The sequence below is a fragment of the Natronoarchaeum philippinense genome, from assembly GCF_900215575.1.
In the GTDB taxonomy this organism is placed as follows: Archaea; Halobacteriota; Halobacteria; order Halobacteriales; family Natronoarchaeaceae; genus Natronoarchaeum; species Natronoarchaeum philippinense.
Genome location: NZ_OBEJ01000004.1, coordinates 34,961 through 51,051 on the forward strand (window position 1 = coordinate 34,961; position 16,091 = coordinate 51,051).

At 63.3% G+C, this 16,091-nt stretch carries 11 protein-coding genes; 4 read left to right on the top strand and 7 right to left on the bottom strand.

The features are described 5' to 3' along the window. Positions 1–40: 40 nt before the first annotated feature. A complete protein-coding gene (locus tag CRO01_RS16380) occupies positions 41–2,206 on the bottom strand; it encodes a PAS domain S-box protein (RefSeq protein ID WP_179747490.1) in 2,166 nt (721 codons plus the stop codon). A 244-nt stretch (positions 2,207–2,450) separates the two neighbouring features. Here CRO01_RS16380 and CRO01_RS13585 point away from each other — a divergent pair, with 244 nt between their 5' ends. Further along, positions 2,451–4,625, top strand: a complete 2,175-nt coding sequence (locus tag CRO01_RS13585; protein WP_097009709.1) for a PAS domain S-box protein — start codon at positions 2,451–2,453, stop codon at positions 4,623–4,625. A 48-nt stretch (positions 4,626–4,673) separates the two neighbouring features. Here CRO01_RS13585 and CRO01_RS13590 read toward each other — a convergent pair whose 3' ends face one another. Together CRO01_RS13590 and CRO01_RS13595 are read right to left on the bottom strand one after the other, a co-directional pair. Further along, on the bottom strand, positions 4,674–5,318 hold the full coding sequence (locus CRO01_RS13590) for a helix-turn-helix domain-containing protein (protein ID WP_097009710.1): 645 nt from the start codon (positions 5,316–5,318) through the stop codon (positions 4,674–4,676). Positions 5,319–5,442: 124 nt separating this feature from the next. Next, a complete protein-coding gene (locus CRO01_RS13595; protein WP_097009711.1) occupies positions 5,443–6,333 on the bottom strand; it encodes an alpha/beta fold hydrolase in 891 nt (296 codons plus the stop codon). A 707-nt stretch (positions 6,334–7,040) separates the two neighbouring features. Here CRO01_RS13595 and CRO01_RS16710 point away from each other — a divergent pair. Continuing rightward, the gene (locus CRO01_RS16710; RefSeq protein WP_179747491.1) at positions 7,041–7,190 is read left to right on the top strand and encodes a DUF7563 family protein; all 150 of its coding nucleotides are present in this window, start codon (positions 7,041–7,043) and stop codon (positions 7,188–7,190) included. Between the two features lie 165 nt (positions 7,191–7,355). Then, complete coding sequence (locus CRO01_RS13600; protein ID WP_097009712.1) at positions 7,356–8,345, top strand: DUF1616 domain-containing protein; 990 nt, start codon at positions 7,356–7,358, stop codon at positions 8,343–8,345. A gap of 27 nt (positions 8,346–8,372) precedes the next feature. Here the strand turns inward: CRO01_RS13600 and CRO01_RS13605 are convergent, their stop codons facing one another. From CRO01_RS13605 to rdfA, 4 genes are all read right to left on the bottom strand, one after another. Then, a complete protein-coding gene (locus CRO01_RS13605) occupies positions 8,373–10,259 on the bottom strand; it encodes a right-handed parallel beta-helix repeat-containing protein (protein ID WP_143824963.1) in 1,887 nt (628 codons plus the stop codon). A gap of 341 nt (positions 10,260–10,600) precedes the next feature. Next, positions 10,601–12,514 (bottom strand): hypothetical protein, encoded by a 1,914-nt coding sequence (locus CRO01_RS13610; protein WP_097009714.1) that lies wholly within the window; start codon positions 12,512–12,514, stop codon positions 10,601–10,603. 120 nt (positions 12,515–12,634) lie between these two features. Next, a complete protein-coding gene (locus CRO01_RS13615) occupies positions 12,635–14,590 on the bottom strand; it encodes an archaea-specific SMC-related protein (protein ID WP_097009715.1) in 1,956 nt (651 codons plus the stop codon). Between the two features lie 126 nt (positions 14,591–14,716). Next, on the bottom strand, positions 14,717–15,340 hold the full coding sequence (gene rdfA / locus CRO01_RS13620; protein ID WP_097009716.1) for a rod-determining factor RdfA: 624 nt from the start codon (positions 15,338–15,340) through the stop codon (positions 14,717–14,719). Positions 15,341–15,655: 315 nt separating this feature from the next. Between rdfA and CRO01_RS13625 the strand changes: the two genes are divergently transcribed. Next, positions 15,656–15,997 carry a HalOD1 output domain-containing protein gene (locus CRO01_RS13625; RefSeq protein ID WP_097009717.1) on the top strand — a complete coding sequence of 114 codons (342 nt, stop codon included), beginning with the start codon at positions 15,656–15,658 and terminating at the stop codon, positions 15,995–15,997. Positions 15,998–16,091: the final 94 nt, after the last annotated feature.

The window sequence follows — 16,091 nt, forward strand, 5'->3', positions numbered from 1 at the left end:
CGACGCCGCCACCGACCGAGCGGCGGCGTCAGCAAGCGAGTTACGAATCGGTGCGTAGCTCGAAGCGGACGCCGTCGAGTCGCTGGGCGTCCTCAATGCTGATTTCCCAGCCGTGTGCGAGGACGATCTGGCGGATGCTCGCCATCCCCATGCCGATGCCCTCCTCGCCCTCTTTGGTCGAGTAACCCGGTGTGAACACCCTCGTCCGATGCTCCGGATCGATCCCCGGCCCGTCGTCCTCGTAGTAGAACCCCTCGTCGCGTGGACCGACCCGAATGTCGACGGCATCGCCGCCGTGTTCGATCGAGTTGCCGACGAGGTTTTCGAGCATGCGCTGGAACGCGTCCGGATCAGCCTCGACGGTACACTCCGTCGGCACGCGAAAGGACGCCGCGTTGGGCGGGTCGATCGCCGACCAGACCGCGTGCATAGCGGGTTCGACACCGACCTGCTCGGTCGCCGAGACGATCTCGCCGGTCCGGAGCGTGTTCACGAGATCGGCCCGCAGTTCGTCGACGCGGTCGATGGCGTCGACCGCCTTCTCGACGTGGTCGAGATCGCCGGTGTCGAGGGCGAGCTCCAGTCGGCCCTTGACGGCTGAAACCGGACTCTGTAGGTCGTGAGAGACGAAACTAGCGAACTCGTCGAAGCGCTCGTTACGCCGTTTGAGTTCGCGTTCGCGTCGCTTACGCTCGGTAACGTCGGTCGCCGAGACGACGATCCGAGTGACCTCGCCGTCGGCGCCGGTGACGGGACGGAAGTTCCCTTCGACCGTGATCGGCGCCCCGTCGTCAGTAGAATGCGTGGCGTCGTATTCGACGTACTTCCCGTCGGCGGCCGCGTCGACCCACGCCCGAACGTCATCGCGCTGGTCGTCAGTCCACCATGGGGTGTCCCAGAACGGGCGTCCGAGAACGTCGTCCCTGTCCGCGTCGAGGTACTCCAGCGAGGTGTCGTTGACATCGCGGACCGTGCCGTCGGTATCCAGCAGTCCAACCAAGAGGTTCGGGTCGTTGAAGATGGCCTCGAAGCGGTTCTCGTTCCGCTGTAGCGTCCGCTCGCGCTCTTTCAGTTCGGTTACGTTTCTCCCTTCGGGGACCAACATCGTCACGTCGCCGTCCTCGTCGGTGATCGGCCGGATCGAAAAGTCGACCACGGCCACCTCGTCCTCGCCCTGAATCGTGAACTCCTCGCGGAACAGTTCGCCGCGACGGGCGGTCTCGACGGCCTCGCGGACGGTTTCGGAGGCTCGCTCGTTCGATTCGAACCACGCCCCCTCCCACAGCGGCGTCCCGACGGCCTCGTCACGGTCGATGCCCGCGAACGAAAGCGCGGCCTCGTTGACCTCGACGATCCGACCGTCGGGATCGATAAGCCCGGTGAACTGGTACGTGTTGTTGAAGATGGCCTCGAAGCGCCGTTCCCGGCGCTTTGACTCGGTGATATCGGTGATAAAGCCCTCGATAGCCTCGACCTCGCCGTTCGTCGCTTCGACGCCGCGCCCGCGCTCCCAGATCCACTTGGTCTCGCCATCGGCAGTCGTGATCCGGTAGGTACACTCGAAGGGTTCGTTCTGGTCGATCGCGTGCTGTACCTCGTTCCAGACCTTCGCCTGATCGTCCTCGTGGACAACATCAGTCCCCCAGACGATATCACCAGCTTCGATCGCAGCGGCGGAATAGCCCGTCAGCTGTTCGCACTCGCCTTCGACATCCTCCATGGGCCACTCGGGGTCGTTCGAACACCGATAGACGATGCCGGGAAGGTTGCTGACGAGCGTTTCGAGGCGGCGCTTTTGTCGTTCGACCGCTCGCTCGGAGCGATAGCGCTCGACCGCGTTTTCGATGCGGTTGGCGAGCAGGGTGTAGTGGTCCGTGCCGGTTTCTTTCTGCAGGTAATCGGTGACGCCGGCCGAGACGGCCTTGCTCGCGACAGCCTCGGAGCCCTTGCCGGTGAAGAGAATGAACGGGAGATCGGGATTTTCCTCTCTGATCGCTTCGAGAAACTCGATACCGTTCATGCCGGGCATGTCGTGGTCGGAGACGATACAGTCGATATCGCGGCGGTCGAGCACTTCCATGCCCGCCTCGGCGCTCGTCTCGGTTACGACATCGAACCGGTCGTCGGCGCGTCGGAGAAAGTCCGCAGCCAGCTCGGCAAATTCAGGCTCGTCGTCGACGTGAAGCACCTGAATAGACGCAGTCATGGAACTACCGTTGCACTGCCAGACTAATAGAAATACTGCCCAATTCGATAACCAGTCCCGAAGAACATCAGCAGTAATAGTGTAGTTTATGTAAATGGACACCCATCTGTAAGCCAATGCGGCAACTCGCGGGTACGAGAACGCAACTACGGACGGGACACCCGCATCGGCGCGGTTACATCCAACCGATCCGACACGATCCCGCGACGGCTGAAACAGTTCCGAGTTCGATGCAGGTGAGTCGATGACGTTCGATGGGACGCTACCGGAGTCTCCCCTGCGCGACTCGACACCGATTGACATTCTTCTCGTCGAGCCCGATGCGGAGTTCGCGGAGATGGTCGCAGCGTGTCTCGAACGGGACGACGGGGAGTTTGCCGTCTACATCGAAGCCAATCCCGACGATGCCATGGCCGTCATCCGCGACGAGACGACAGCGGTCGACTGCGTCGTCAGCGGCTACGACATGCCGGAGATGGACGGCCTCGACCTGCTCGACGCCGTCCGCGAACGGGATCCGGACCGACCGTTTATCCTCTTCACCGGCGAGGGATCGGAAGCGCTCGCGAGCAAAGCGATCAGCGCCGGCGTCACCGACTACGTGCGCAAGCGCGGCGGGACCGAGCAGTGTCAGGCGCTCGCAAACCGGGTTCGAAACGCCGTCGAGCGCTACCGGGCGGAGCAGTATCTCGATCGTGGACGACAGGCGATCGAAAGTGCACACGACGGAATCAGTATTATCGATAGGGACGGGCGAATTCGGTATCTCAATACGGCGTACGCCGAGCTATTCGGCTACGACCGGGCCGAACTGCAAGGCCGCCACTGGGAGTTGCTCTACCGCGAGGACGACCTCCAGAAGGTCTACGACGTGTTGCTACCCGAAGCCCGCAGCGGTCGCTGGAGTGGGAGGACGGAGTTCGTCCGGAAGGACGGCGACGTGATCGACGCCGAGCACACCCTCACGTACACCGACGGCGGCTGGCTCGTCTGCACGGTGGCGCCGCCGCAGGACGAGCAGGCAGAGCAGCATCTCTCGGTCAAAGGCCGGGCGATGGACGAAGCGCCTGTCGGCATCGTGCTGACCGACCCGTCCGCGGCTGACAATCCGATCATCTACGCCAACGACAAGTTTGTCGACCTCACGGGCTACGAGAAATCCGAGGCCATCGGTCGGAACTGCCGGTTTCTGCAGGGCGAGCGGACGCGTGAGGAGCCGGTGAGAAAGCTACGCGAGGCCGTCGAAGCGCGCGAGCCTGCCACCGTCGAACTACGGAACTACCGCGCCGACGGCACCGAGTTCTGGAACCGCGTCCGAATCGCGCCAGTGTTCGGGAACGACGGCGACGTGGAGCTGTTCGTCGGGTTTCAGAGCGACGTGACGACTCGGAAAGAGCGCGAGCAGCAGTTGCGGTCGAGCACGGCACGCCTCGAAGCCCTCTTCGAGAACTCGCCGGACATGATCGCCATTCACGACGCCGACGGCACCATTCGGGACGCCAACCGGAGAATGTGCGAGGAGTTGGGCTACGCCAGATCCGAACTCGTCGGCAAATCGGTCTGGGAGCTCGATCCGACGGTCGATCCCGACGAGGCGCGCTCGTTCTGGAACGAGTTACCGATGCAGACGCCGAGGCGGTTCAACGGAGAACTGGAGCGAAAGGACGATACGACCTTCCCGGTCGAGATTCACCTCATTCGGGTCGACCTCGACGGCGAGGATCGGTTCGTCGCCATGGACCGCGACATCAGCGACCAGCAGAAACGCGAGTCGAGACTCGTCGAGCAGAACCAGCGACTCGACCGGTTCACGAGCGTCGTGAGTCACGACCTGCGGAACCCGCTGAACGTCGCCAAGGGCCGACTGGAACTGCTCCGCGAGGACTGCGACAGCGATCAGATCGAGGACCTCGATGTCGCCCTCTCACGGATGGATAACATGATCGACGACCTGCTGACGCTCGCACAGGAGGGCGAGCGCGCCATGGAGATCGAAACGCTCGACGTGACAACCGTCGTCGAAGCCTGCTGGGAAACGGTGGCAACAGGGGACGCGACGCTCGACACCGACATCGACGCGACCGTCGACGCCGACCGGGATCAGCTACAGCAACTCTTCGAGAACCTCATCCGAAACGCGGTCGAACACAGTTCCGCGAGCCCAGACTCGGAACACGGCGGCGATACTGTCACGGTGACGGTCGGCGAGATAGATCGAGGGTTCTACGTCGCCGACGACGGTCCCGGTATCCCGGAGGACGAGCGCGACGACGTGTTCGAGGCCGGCTACTCGACCGAGGCCGGCGGCACCGGTTTCGGACTGAGTATCGTCGAGCAGGTCGTCGACGCGCACGACTGGACGATCACCGTCACCGAGAGCGACGACGGCGGGGCACGGTTCGAGATCCGGACCGACTAGCTTGGCAGCACCGAGCCGGGAACGGCGCCCTCACCAATCTTCTCACAATCACCGCGTCTCGACAAAGTGCGTGAGGACCGCCGATTCTGCCTTCCGAACGAGTTCGCCGGCGGTGCTCGTCGAGCAGTCGATCGTCGCCGCGATATCCGAAATCGTCCCCTCGCGTGGGACCCGGTAGTAGCCGACCGAGACGGCAGCATCGAGCGCCTCGCGCTGGCGGTCGGTGAGCCGCGACGGCGACGGCGTCCGCTCGAACGGCCGAACCCGCTCGATGGTGGGCGTCCCGACGGCCGAAAGCTCCTCGTGGAACGCGCTGAGTGCCGCCGTTTCGCCGACGGCCTCGAATCGCACCGCGCCGGTGTCGAGGAAGACCACCGGCGGGAGAAAGATTACGTTTGCTCCGGCGACGAGGTCGAGCACCGCCTGCGGGAACTCGTAGTCGGCCTGCCGCAAGAAGGCGTACGTCCCATCCGTATCCTCGACGAAGCTCCGGGCGAGCAGCGAGTCGATGCCCTCGATGACTCGTTCGGTCGCGTCCCGGTCGCCGTCGCACCACAGCAGCGTCGTCGCATCCGCCGTCGGACTCCACGTCAGTAGCTCGGCCCGCGTAATCGGCGTCGCCTCGACGATCTGCCGATGGAGCGGGTGGACGAGCTCCGCCGGATAGTCGACCGAGAAGCGGATCCGTTTCATGCTCGTTGTCCGCCGTTTGTCAGAGCGATACATCAATTACCGTGGCTCGAGGCCGCCATCGCGTCGGTGTCGTTCGAGACTGCGAGATCGGCGGGGAACGTAGCCATGGCCCGAAGCCGGTATCTCACCGGTGCTCGTCCAGTAGCTTCGGGACGGCCCGGAGCAGCGCTCGGAGGTGGTCCGCGCCATCGAGCGCGCGCACCTGCGCGGTCGGAATCTGTGTTGCGAAGCGCCGAGCGTCCTCGATCGGCACGTTCGTGTCGGCGTCGCCGTGCCAGAGGTCGACAGCGGCGTCGACGGCGTCGAAGTCAACGCCCCAGTCGTCGGCGGTATGTCGGAATTCGGTGATGGCGCCGCTGCGATGCCGGGCGAACGCCTCGACGAAGTCTGCCCTGACGAGTTCCTCCGCGTCCTCGGAAATCGGCTCGTCGATGCCGTCAGTGGTGTACTGGTCGACGACGACCGACGGACCGAGACGCTGGGCGAGCCACGCCTGCCCCCGGAATAGTCCACCGAGAACCGACGGCGTCGTCGAGGCGAGACCGGCGAGAAGCCGCTGCACCCGCGGCGTCGCCTCGCTGGCCGACGGCGGCGTCGCACCGGAGACGATATCGAGCCGATCGATCCGATCCGTGCGTGCCGCCGCCGCGAGGGCGTACGGAGCACCGCCAGAGAAGGCGACGAGGCCGGCAGTCGGAATATCGAGCCCGTCGAGGAGATCGTCGACAAGTAGTCCTGTGTCGACGACCGACCGGTCCGGCCACGGATCGGACCGCCCGTAGCCCGGCCGATCGGGCGCGATCAGCCGAACGCCGCAATCGCGTGCGGCGGCATCGAACAGCGCGCCGATCCGGCGGGATCCCGGCGTTCCGTGGAGAAAGACGACCGGAGCACCGTCTGGACGCCCGTACTCTGTGTACGCGAGCTGCCGGTCGCCCTCGACGACGATCGACGCGGGGCGATCGCCATCCGAAGTCGATGAAGCCGTAGATCGGCCCGGTGAGCGTAGTGGCATTGGCATGGCGTACGCGCCAAGTCTCCGAGAGTGTATTCCCGGATCTATACGGGAGTATATAAGGAACGAGCTTGAGTCTCCGGGAAGCCGGCTGAAATCGAGAGGGGTGAAAATAACTAAGAATTCGTATGAATACCCTAAAATGACGTGTATTAAATATAGAGGTAGTAAGTAACCTGAGCACGTAGAGCTGTTAGTCGGAGCACACAGCGAGAAAACACCCCGACTACGACGATTGGTGTGGACTCAAACTGAGGGCGTCGTATACTGGCCATTCAGGCTCCTAAACGGCGGAGATAAGTTTCAAATCAGTATAGATGTTCCTGTCGTCCAACTGGATTCGTCTCTGCGGAGAAGCCGCGGAGCCTTCGATTCAGCACAAGAGTTGCGCTCAGCCGCGGTCAGCGACGTGGAACGGCTACGAGTCCGTGGTCGGTCGTTTAGTCTCAGTACGCGGAGCCGTTGGCGGTGGCTTAGATGTAAATACCATATAAATATACTATACTAAAAAATTATAATTAGATCGACGCCGGAAACGACGCCGCCACGTCGGTAGCACGGCGATCGCCGTGCCGGGGTGCAGTGGCAGGTCGACCGCAACAGCGGCGCCGTCGGCAGGTAAAACGCTGTTTAACCCCTTTCGCACAACTGGAGAGCGGTGAGTATACAGCTTGTAACTATTGGGTGCGAAATAGTTGTGACTTCACATGCCACACTGTGAGAACTGTGGTGGGTTCGTCACCCGGAACTTCGTTCGGGTGTTCGGCGACAACCACGACAACGTCCAAGGCTGCATGGAATGTTGCGACCGAACTGCGGTCAGAGAAGGCGGCGTCGTCGCAAACCCGACGACCTGAGCTGCTGTCGGGCGGGTACACGACCGTATCGGTTGTTTGTAGCGACGCTATAACAATCACCGTCTTAGCTCTGTCCCCGAGTGATGCGTAACACCTGTACAGCATCGACCTGTTCGAAGCCCGTCGAGTCGCTGGACCGATCGAGTTCGGCCCCACGAGAACGTAATGTTCGGTGACTCGACGGCCGACCTCGAAGCCGTCGGAGTCGCGGCAGCGGTGCCGCTCGGGCTGTTGCTCTCGGGGATCGCTGCCGAGTCGGTGCTTCGGCCTGTTCTCGCCGCACCGCTGTTGACCGTTATCCCGGGGTACGCGGTGCTAGCGGCGGTATCTCCGGCAAGCGGGCCGCTGTCTCGAGCGGGGTCCAACGGTGCCGATTCCAGCGGCCGGTCTCGACAGTTCGACGGTGGGACAGCCGACTCGCGGCTCACCGGTATTGCGTGGTGGATCGGAACGCTCGTCGTCGGCGTGCTCGCCGTAGCGGTACTGGCGCGAGCGCTGCTCGCCGCGCCCGTCAAGTACGACGCCGAATCGCTGCTGGTCGGTGTCACGGTCGTCGTCGCTGTGGGGTTGCTCGTAGCCGCGCTTCGGCGCCGCCACCGATCGCCAGGACACCGATACGACCCGCGGCCGCGTTCGTGGATCTCCGGCATCGGCAGCGTCTTCGGCGCCGACGACGCGGGGGACGCCGTGCTGAGTATCGTCCTCGCGGGCAGTCTCGTGCTGTTGCTCGCCAGCGCCGGGTTCGCGGCCACGGTCGACCAGCAAAGCGAGGAGTACACCGAGCTGTACCTGCTAAATCAGAACGAGTCGGAGACCGTCGCCGGGAACTATCCGAGCGAGGTCGGCTACGGCGACCGGGTCGAGCTGACCGTCGGGGTCGGCAACCACGAAGGCAACACAGAAACGTACACCGTCGTCGTCGAACTCCAGCGGGTACAGAACGGCACCGTCGCGGAGCGTCAGACCGTCACCCGAATGGGAGTGACGGTGGGTCCCGGAGAAACGTGGCAGGGGCCCCACTCGTTCGAACTTCCGTTCGAGGGCGATGGCGCTCGCGTGCGCTACTACCTGTACCGCGGTGATTCACCGACGGATCCGGACGCCGAAAGCGCCTACCGCACCCTCGAACACTGGCTGACGGGATCCGGATCGTGAGCCCCAATCGACGCCGCCGAGTCGTCGCTATCGGGGGTGACCGATGCTGCCGTCGGGTTCGCTGTCGCCGAAGTGGCAGTTCTGGATCGTAGTGTTCACCGCCTCCCAAGAATCGGCCGACTGCGCGAAGTTGATCGCTTCGCCGAACTCACCGGTCGGCTCCGGTTCCGGATCGTAGAACCACGAGTTTTCGACTTCGAGTCGGCCGGGCGAGGTGCTCCCACGAATGCCGATCGCGGTCGACTCGCGGCCACCCTCCTCGAACTCCGGATGGTCGACTTTGTGCGTCGCTTCGACGGTCACGTTCCGGACGTACATCTCGGCGTCCGAGTTGGGGCCGTGATGATCGATCACGAGCCCCAAAGAATCGGGACCGAACCAGCAGCCGTCGATGGTAAAGCTCCCGTCGCCGGATGCCGTGGCCACCGAGTGGCGGTTGTAGTTGAACGTGCAGTGTTCGATCGTGGGATGGCCGCTGCCGATCACGACGCCGTAGCCGAGTCCGTCGCGGGCGTTGCGCCGGATGTCGCAGTGGTGGACGTGAGTGTCGTGGTTCTGGACCTCGACGCTGGCGTGTGAGAACCCACGGAGGCGACAGTTGTCGATCTCGACGTTCGTCCCGGCGACGCGCACACCGGTCGACACGGGATAGCCCTGTCTGACCTCGAACTCCTCGACCGGACCCTGTACGGTGAGACCGGTAACGCGGACGCCGTCGCCCGCTTCGAGTACGGGGAACGAGTCCGCCGACGTGTGCAGGCGTGCCCCGTCCGAGCCCTCGATGCCGCGGTCGGACGCCAGCGTGACGCCCGCCGGAACGGCGTGTGTCTCCGTGATTTCGATGTCTGCAGTGACGTAGACGGTGTCGCCGCTCCCCGCGCTCCCGAACGCGCCCTGTAGTTCTGATTCGGTCGCTACAGTGTAGTCAGCCGCCGATGCCGCGACGGTGTTGGGGTATCGGTCGCCGCCGCCGCCGAGATAGTCACCGTGTTCGACGGGATCCTGTTGGCTGTCGTCGGTGCCGTCGTCGGTGCTATCGTCAGTACCGTCCTGTCCGGCGCCGTCGTCAGTGCTGTCGTCCTGTTGTGTCCCGTCGTCGGTACTGCCGTCCTGTTCGGTCTGGTCACCGCCGTCCTGCTGGGAGCCGTCGTCCGGTTGTGGCGGCTCTTCGCCGACGAGCTCGTACGGCGTCATCGAGGTCCCATCGAGGGTCACCGTATGCGTTCCTTCGAGCGGGCAAAACTCCACGATGTCGCCCTCGAAGTGGAACGTATCGGCGTAGTCGTCGCTGGTGCAGCCAAACGCCGTCCAGTTACCGTCGTCGCCCTGCAGGATCAGCGTGTGGTCGGTCTCGCGTTCGGTCCCGTCGGCGGTGCTGGTCTTCGAGATTTCACCTGTGGTCGTGAACCGATAGGTGAGCCGCGAATCGGCGTCGATCGAGAGCGATCGTAGTCGGTCAGGTACGAGAGCGTCGAGGTCGTCGCCGAAGCGAACGTCGGCCGGTCCCGAAACGTAGAACTGCTCGATCGTTCCCGAGAACATGTACGCGTTTCTCGACCCGTCGACGGTGCCTGCGACGGTGGCGCCGTCGATGCTGTCGTCGGTGTTTTCGATCCCGTCGACGTCGGCGACTGCCTTCGTGACTGAGAACTCGTATTCGGTCTCCATCTCCGTCCCGCTGCCGTCGACGACGATCGCCCGCGACAGGTCGGTTTCGGTCGCGCTGCCGTGGAGCGTCGCCAGCGCGGTGCCGGCGGTCGCAACGCCCGCCAACTTGAGATACGATCGTCGACCGTACCCACCGCTGTTTGCGTCGTCCTCGTCGGTAATGGACGCGTTAGATACAGATTTATCATCAGTAGCTGTAGTAAGGCCGCGCTTACTACCGCCGTCGTCGTCAGGTTGCTGTCCCATACCACCGTAAGACTACCCTACTGTTAAGTTTTTTATTGCAGAATTAGTTATTTAAGAAAATAATAGTTGCTATTTTTTGGAATATAGCAAGATATCACTGCTGGTTAATTGCGCTTCACTGTCGTCGACCGGTCGAACACCGAATCAGGCAAGTTGAAGCGAACCGGCCGTACGGACCCCCAATCTGCGAGAGAATCAGCTAAACGTCGGCACGTTAATCGAAAAATAGACGCTCGGATACAGGCGACAGCAGGGCAGCTTTCGGCGTCGACGAGGCGGCGGGGAAACGATATCAAGAAAGTGCGTCGACCGAGAGCGCAGACTGGACGCGGCGGCTGTGCCTACGACTCGACGCGCCACGCGAGTCGGTCTTCGCCGTTCGTATAGACGATGGAATCACGGGCGTACGGTCCAGGAAGGTCGCCATAGACGCGATAGCGCGTCCCCTCGTACCGGACGTAGTAGGAGGCGTGGTTGGTGTCGGCGTACCCGCGATAGACGACGAGCGTCTCGCCGTCGAACGTCGTGCCGGGCGTTTCGTACGCCGTTGCGTACCGCGCAGTTGGGTGGTCGTAGTACCGCGAGAGCACCTGCCAAGCGGAAAAGTCGGCGACGACCAACGTTTCGTCGGCGGCGCTGTCGACGGTGAACCGATACAGCGACGCTTCCTGCGCGGTCGTTCCAAGCCGTCCCGCGCTGGGCGACTCGTCGAGGAGTGGATCGTCGGGCGCCCCGGCGCCGTTGCCCGTCATGACGACCAGATACGGCGCCCCCACGAGGAGACAGACGAGCGCAATCGCAGCGATCGAGTGGGGAGCGGACCGAGCCCGCGAGAGCAACGCCACGATCGCGGGCGCCGAAAGTACAGCGAGGAGTACGTACAGAAACGTCGTCCAACGACCCGAGAGAAAGGCGCTCACGCCGACCATCGGCAGCACGAAGACAAAGACGCTGGTCGTGACGACGCCGACGCCGAGCGAGAAGGCGATGCGGCCGTCGTCGCCGTCGCGCTGGGCCAGCCAGTAGACGGCGCCGGTTACCGCGAGCGCGAACAGCAGTCCGGTTCCGAGCACCTGTACCCACGAGAGCGCGTCCGCCCCCGAGAGCGCGGCTGCGGCATCGGCCGGCAGCCGCGCTGACGCCCGCGAGGTCGCCCCATCGAGGAGGCCGGTCAGCTCGTTGGTGATCCACGTGCCGGTCACCAAGATGAAGCTCGGGGCGTCACCGGCCGGCCCGTTGTACCGGGTGATGCTCGCCTGCAGGAGAAACGCCACCAGCAAAAGCGCCTGTATCCCGCCGACCGTCCGGTCGAGCGTTCCGCTCCAGAACAGGCTCCCGAGCAGGTAGGCGTTGAGGGTCACGACCGCGACGAACAGGCTCAGTTGGTGCGTCCCGACGAGTCCGGCGAGCGCGACGAACAACAACGCACCGACGGCTCTCGACCGGGTCTCGATGTACCACTCGGTACAGCACAGCAACAGCGCGAACAGCGCGACGCCGATGGTCGTCGGCGTCGTGTGAATCGTCGCAAAGATCACTTTGTCGGCCGCGAGGAGCACCGTCGCGCCGACCAGCCCGACGGTCGGTCCCCAGACGCGGTCGAGTAGGAGGAAAACCGCGCCGGCGACGACGACGGTCGAGACGACGGTGACGAGCACGAACGCGGCGTGACGGGCCGACACGCCCATCGCCTCGGCGCCGCTCGCGGTGAGCAGGTGATACACCGGAGCGTACCAGTACTTCGAGGTCGCAAGCGGTGCCATCGACTCCGCGGCCGCGATAGCCTCGGCGACACGGTTGTGATACAGCGCGTCCATCCCGATCTGGATCGCGCTCGCGTAGTACACCATCCCGCGGTGGACGACGCCGGTCGTCACGACCAGTCCGAACCCAAGACGGGGCGACTCGAGCGCGAACGCGCCCAACACCGTCACAAGATACAGCACGAGCACCAACGCGTGGACCTCGATCGGCCGGGAGTAACCGTTGGCGCCGTAGAGTGCGATTGCACCCGCTGCAACGAGACAGTAGGCGGCCAGTACGAGTCGCGGGTCGAGCCGTTCGATCGTCGTCTCGATCGACGCCGTACGAACGGCGTAGCCCAGCCCGGCACCGGCGGCCAGCAGCGGCGGGATCACCGTCGTGTACGGGTTCGAGACGACCAGCGCCAGCGCCACGCCCACGATGCCGGCGAGCATCGAGATGCCGGCGACGAACTGGGCCGAGAGCGCGATCCGGCGCGCGTTTCGATACATTGCCTAGGTAGCGTACCAGACGGGGGTGGCTTTGTTATAGATTCTATTCGGGGCCGTTGCCGGACTGCTACAGCAGGTGAGAGGAGGATCAAAAAGCGTGAGAAGCGACTCGTCGACGGGTTAGATCTCGGTGACGCGCTCGTGGGGCGTTTCGACCGCCGCGGCGTCCTCTTCGAGCAGTGCGACGACGAGGTACGGAACGTGTTCCTCGAAGTACTCGATCAGCGCGGCGATCCGATCGGAGTCGATGGCTTCCAGCGAGTCCAGTAGCATGAACGGCACCGTCTGGTGCACGTCGTGGACGAGATAGCCTGCGAGCGCGAACACCAGTCCCGTCACCTCGCGCTCGCTTTCGCTGAGGTGCGTGATGTCGTCCTCGTAGGCAGCGCCGTGGTCGGTGCTCCGGACAATCTTCAGATCGAACGAGGATTTCGAGACCTTGCGACGCCCCTCGCGGACTTCCTGTTCGGTGCGGTCGATCCAGATCCGATCGAGGTTCTCGTAGCCGAGCACGTCGAGGACCTGCTCCATGTGCTCGTTGAACTCCTCGACGGCGTCGGCTTCGATCCGGTCGATGCGAGTCCGAAGCTCGGTCAGCTCCTCCGCGACGGCCTCGCGGCGCTGTTCGAGTTCCTCGCGCTGTTCGAGCCGTTCTTCGATCGACTCGATCCGCTCTTCGACATCGTCGCGGTTCCCTTCGAGGCGTTCGAGTTCGAACTCCAGTTCGTTGACCTCCTTGTGCTGGTCGAGCAGGTCGTCCTGAACGTCCTCTTCGAGTTGCTCGACAGCGGCTTCGAGCGCCTCGATCTCGTCGGTCAACTCGTCGCGCCGCGACTCGTACTCCTCGATGCGCTCGCGTCGCTCGTCGATCTCCTCGTCGATGTTGTCGAGCTTGTTCCGCGTGCGTTCGAGTTCCTGCCGTCGGTCGCGGAGGTCGCTGAGTTCGGACCGGGCGTCGCGCAGCGACGACGAGATTTCGCTGCGCTCGTCGAGGCGCTCTTGGCGCGTCGAGCGGAGCTGTTCGATCGTGGTCTCGATCTGTTCGCGGGCGACCGACGAGCCGCAGGTCCAGCACTCGACCGTTTCGGAGTCGGGCAGCAGCTGGTCGGTCAGATCGCCGCCGCTGGACTCGCTGGCGTCCGCTGTCCCGCGCGCGGCGTCGAGCCGCTCTTCGTTGAACTGGATCGTGCTCTGGAGCTGACTGATTTCGGCCGTGAGCGCCTCTTTCTCGTTCTGCAACTGGTCGATCTCGGTCTCCAGTTGGTCGATCTTGTCGACCGGACGCTCCGGAGTGTCTTCGAGTTCGTCGGCGAGTTCTTCGCGCTCGTCCTCGAGCGCGTCGATACTCTCGCGTTCGGTGTCGATCCGCCGGCGGACGCGTTCGAGCTCCGAACGGGTTTCCTGCAGTTCGTCGAGTTTCGCGTCGAGTTCGTCCTTGTCCTCTCTGGTCTCTTCGACACCGGCTTCGGCCTCTTCGACCCGGTCGGTAGCCTCCGAGAGTTCCTCGCGCAGCTCCTCGATCTCGCCGGTCAGTCGCGTCCGCTTTTGTTCGAGATCGGGGAGCTTCGCCGAGAGATCGTCGAGTTCGTCGAGTCGCTGGTCGATGTCGCGTTTTTCCTGTTCGGTGCGCGAGATTTCTGTGCGAATCGCGTCGGTGTCGACCGGGCGCATGATGATATCGCGGAGGTCGTCGCCGCGGGCGACGGCACGCCGAGCCTCGTTGTTTTCGAGGAGGAACGCGAAGAGATCCGCGAGTTCGCTGTCCTCGAGGTACGGATCGCCCTCAGTAACGATCGTCCCGTTTCGCCGTTCCAGCGTCCGGTCGTAGCTCTCGTCGCCGACTTCGAGCGTCACGTGCCCGGAATCGGCGTCGGCTTTCAGCGACGCGTTATCGCTGCCCAGCGCCGCCATGATCGCTTGCAGTAGCGACGTGCGGTTGGTCGCGTTGCGTCCAGTCAGTGCTGTGACACCCCGGTGAAGCGTCACTTCAGTTTCGTCGATACCGCCGATGTTCTCGACACCAAGCGTGACGCTCTGTGGCATCGTCGATCGCTGCTGTCCTGAATGAGAACTCATTACGAACGTCTTCAGCACGATTGTATTTATGTGTTGGCACTCTCTGACACTCTCCGCCGGTTCAGCCACCAATTTATTACGTCCATATGCGTGTAAATGCCCGGCACGAAGTCAGCGCGAGCCAGCTCACTCACCCGAACAGTCACACGCGCCCGCGTCGAGCAGTTCGCCGACCGTGTAGTGACTCCCACAGTCTTCACAGACGACTGTGACGTCGACGAGGACGCTGTACTCACCGATCGACAGTGCGTCGGCGTTGTCGAGACGCCCGATCGTGTCGTCGGTGACCGCGACAGTACGATTCTGCAGCGCCCGCACCGTGTCGCGTGCGTTCTCGATCCGCTCGTCGGCGTCCGGCTCCTCGATCGAGGCCGCGAGACAGTCCGTCAGGTGGGTATGAACCGTCTGGTGGGAGACGAAATCGCGTTCGACTTGCTCGATCGGTACCGAGGCGTGTTCGAGCTCCCGCCGTGTCTCGGTTCGGCTCCCGCTGCTGACGTCGTCGTCGGTGAGAATCCGATAGATGTTCTCGAGTTCGCCGTCTCGGTACTCCATCGCGGCCTCGTCCATCGCCGATCGGAGCACGCGCCGATTGACTTCGTGGGCGAGTTGCCGGAGACTACGCCGTTCACCACGGGCGCCCGTCCAGTCAGCCACGAGGTCGTCGTTCAGTGCCGCAAGGTCGTACTGATCGATGATGCGACCGACTTTGCAGCCACAATCCTCGCCGGAATCGTCGTGTTCGCTCACACGTCCCCCTATGAGGTGTCGGCTCAAAACTGTTGTTGATCGTCACCGGACACCGTTGACAGGGGAGTATGGAAACGCTACCGGAGGCGCATCTTGCAGTCACGGTGAACAGCGGGACGGTCGCGTCGCTGGTTTGACACCGTCGATTTCAACCGTACGCTGATACTATACTCTAGTAGCCTTCACGTACTTCCGGCTATTTTGGCATGTAAGGCACTCTATGGGCGTCTCCCAGCCGAATAGCGATACGATTATGGTGCCGGATACAAGGAGTTACAGCCGACGTTCACTACCGACTTTACCATGACTAGCAATATGACGCTTCCCCCCTTGAGAGACGAGACGGCGACGCAAACGTCGACAGCCGACGGCACGCAGTCAGCGGCGGCGACAGCAGACGAGCATCGGCTACAGCACGATTTTCAGGACGAGCAACGGCTCAGCACCAGCGTGGTGCGCGCCGTCGCAGCCGCGCTCGAGACCGATCCGCTGGCGCTGGACGAGCAGTTGCACGACGCCATCGATCCCGATGCGCTCGATCGCTTACTCGGTGGAGATCCCAATAACGGCAGTGGCTGTCGGCTTTCGTTCGAATTCGCAGGCTGTGCGGTGACGATACGCGGCGACGGTCAGATCATCGCCCGTCCGAACGCGTGACAGACGGGCAACGTAGGGAATCCCACGGGACCATTTGGACCACATTTCACAGAAGTAACCAAAGGAAAACTACAGGTGCCGGTAGTAATTTATA

Excerpts from the sequence above, each read along its gene's own strand:
- CRO01_RS16380 (WP_179747490.1), bottom strand. The coding sequence starts at position 2,206 with ATGACTGCGTCTATTCAGGTGCTTCACGTCGACGACGAGCCTGAATTT.
- CRO01_RS13585 (WP_097009709.1), top strand. The coding sequence starts at position 2,451 with ATGACGTTCGATGGGACGCTACCGGAGTCTCCCCTGCGCGACTCGACA.
- CRO01_RS13590 (WP_097009710.1), bottom strand. The coding sequence starts at position 5,318 with ATGAAACGGATCCGCTTCTCGGTCGACTATCCGGCGGAGCTCGTCCAC.
- CRO01_RS13595 (WP_097009711.1), bottom strand. The coding sequence starts at position 6,333 with ATGCCACTACGCTCACCGGGCCGATCTACGGCTTCATCGACTTCGGAT.
- CRO01_RS16710 (WP_179747491.1), top strand. The coding sequence starts at position 7,041 with ATGCCACACTGTGAGAACTGTGGTGGGTTCGTCACCCGGAACTTCGTT.
- CRO01_RS13600 (WP_097009712.1), top strand. The coding sequence starts at position 7,356 with ATGTTCGGTGACTCGACGGCCGACCTCGAAGCCGTCGGAGTCGCGGCA.
- CRO01_RS13605 (WP_143824963.1), bottom strand. The coding sequence starts at position 10,259 with ATGGGACAGCAACCTGACGACGACGGCGGTAGTAAGCGCGGCCTTACT.
- CRO01_RS13610 (WP_097009714.1), bottom strand. The coding sequence starts at position 12,514 with ATGTATCGAAACGCGCGCCGGATCGCGCTCTCGGCCCAGTTCGTCGCC.
- CRO01_RS13615 (WP_097009715.1), bottom strand. The coding sequence starts at position 14,590 with ATGAGTTCTCATTCAGGACAGCAGCGATCGACGATGCCACAGAGCGTC.
- CRO01_RS13625 (WP_097009717.1), top strand. The coding sequence starts at position 15,656 with ATGACGCTTCCCCCCTTGAGAGACGAGACGGCGACGCAAACGTCGACA.